Genomic DNA, 1,955 nt, shown 5'->3' with positions numbered 1-1,955 from the left:
GTTGAAAGGCGCAGCGTAGCTGCGCTTTTTTACGTATTGCACATAGCAAAAAGCCCTGAACGTCAGTTCAGGGCTTTCGGCTTTATTTGATGCCTGGCAGTGTCCTACTCTCGCATGGGGAGACCCCACACTACCATCGGCGCTACGGCGTTTCACTTCTGAGTTCGGCATGGGGTCAGGTGGGACCACCGCGCTATTGCCGCCAGGCAAATTCGTTTCATTCCAACCGCTTCACTCTCGTGTCGCCATCAGAACCAATCTCGGAACTTCGCTGAAAATCTCTCTAAAAACACCTTCGGTGTTGTAAGGTTAAGCCTCACGGATCATTAGTACTGGTTAGCTCAATGCATCGCTGCACTTACACACCCAGCCTATCAACGTCTTAGTCTTAAACGTTCCTTCAGGGACCTTAAAGGTCCAGGGAAGACTCATCTTGAGGCAAGTTTCGCGCTTAGATGCTTTCAGCGCTTATCTTTTCCGCACTTAGCTACCGGGCAATGCCATTGGCATGACAACCCGAACACCAGTGGTGCGTTCACTCCGGTCCTCTCGTACTAGGAGCAACCCCTCTCAATCTTCCAACGCCCACGGCAGATAGGGACCGAACTGTCTCACGACGTTCTAAACCCAGCTCGCGTACCACTTTAAATGGCGAACAGCCATACCCTTGGGACCTACTTCAGCCCCAGGATGTGATGAGCCGACATCGAGGTGCCAAACACCGCCGTCGATATGAACTCTTGGGCGGTATCAGCCTGTTATCCCCGGAGTACCTTTTATCCGTTGAGCGATGGCCCTTCCATTCAGAACCACCGGATCACTAAGACCTACTTTCGTACCTGCTCGAGCCGTCACTCTCGCAGTCAAGCTAGCTTATGCCTTTGCACTAACCTCACGATGTCCGACCGTGATTAGCTAACCTTCGTGCTCCTCCGTTACTCTTTGGGAGGAGACCGCCCCAGTCAAACTACCCACCAGACACTGTCCTCACCCCGGATTACGGGGCCGAGTTAGAACATCAAACATTAAAGGGTGGTATTTCAAGGATGGCTCCACGCAGACTGGCGTCCACGCTTCAAAGCCTCCCACCTATCCTACACATCAAGGCTCAATGTTCAGTGTCAAGCTATAGTAAAGGTTCACGGGGTCTTTCCGTCTTGCCGCGGGTACACTGCATCTTCACAGCGAGTTCAATTTCACTGAGTCTCGGGTGGAGACAGCCTGGCCATCATTACGCCATTCGTGCAGGTCGGAACTTACCCGACAAGGAATTTCGCTACCTTAGGACCGTTATAGTTACGGCCGCCGTTTACTGGGGCTTCGATCAAGAGCTTCGCCTTGCGGCTGACCCCATCAATTAACCTTCCAGCACCGGGCAGGCGTCACACCGTATACGTCCACTTTCGTGTTTGCACAGTGCTGTGTTTTTATTAAACAGTTGCAGCCAGCTGGTATCTTCGACTGGCTTCAGCTCCATCCGCGAGGGACTTCACCTACATGCCAGCGTGCCTTCTCCCGAAGTTACGGCACCATTTTGCCTAGTTCCTTCACCCGAGTTCTCTCAAGCGCCTTGGTATTCTCTACCTGACCACCTGTGTCGGTTTGGGGTACGATTTAATGTTACCTGGAGCTTAGAGGATTTTCCTGGAAGCAGGGCATCAACTACTTCTGCACCGTAGTGCATCGTCATCACGCCTCAGGGTTGATATGCAACCGGATTTACCAGGTCACACCCCCTACACGCTTAAACCGGGACAACCGTCGCCCGGCTAGCCTAGCCTTCTCCGTCCCCCCTTCGCAGTAACACCAAGTACAGGAATATTAACCTGTTTCCCATCGACTACGCTTTTCAGCCTCGCCTTAGGGGTCGACTCACCCTGCCCCGATTAACGTTGGACAGGAACCCTTGGTCTTCCGGCGAGCGGGCTTTTCACCCGCTTTATCGTTACTTATGT

2 rRNA genes are annotated in these 1,955 nt (G+C 52.8%); both read right to left on the bottom strand.

From position 1 onward, the window contains the following. Positions 1–91 precede the first annotated feature (91 nt). Positions 92–207, bottom strand: a 5S ribosomal RNA gene (gene rrf, locus N825_RS35545). A 98-nt stretch (positions 208–305) separates the two neighbouring features. Continuing rightward, a 23S ribosomal RNA gene (locus N825_RS35540) occupies positions 306–1,955 on the bottom strand; the annotation flags it as partial.

Origin of the sequence: Skermanella stibiiresistens SB22, assembly GCF_000576635.1 — a bacterium.
GTDB classification, from domain to species: Bacteria; Pseudomonadota; Alphaproteobacteria; order Azospirillales; family Azospirillaceae; genus Skermanella; species Skermanella stibiiresistens.
The sequence above is the reverse complement of the archived record's forward strand: the minus strand, read 5'-3'. Positions and strand labels throughout refer to the sequence as shown.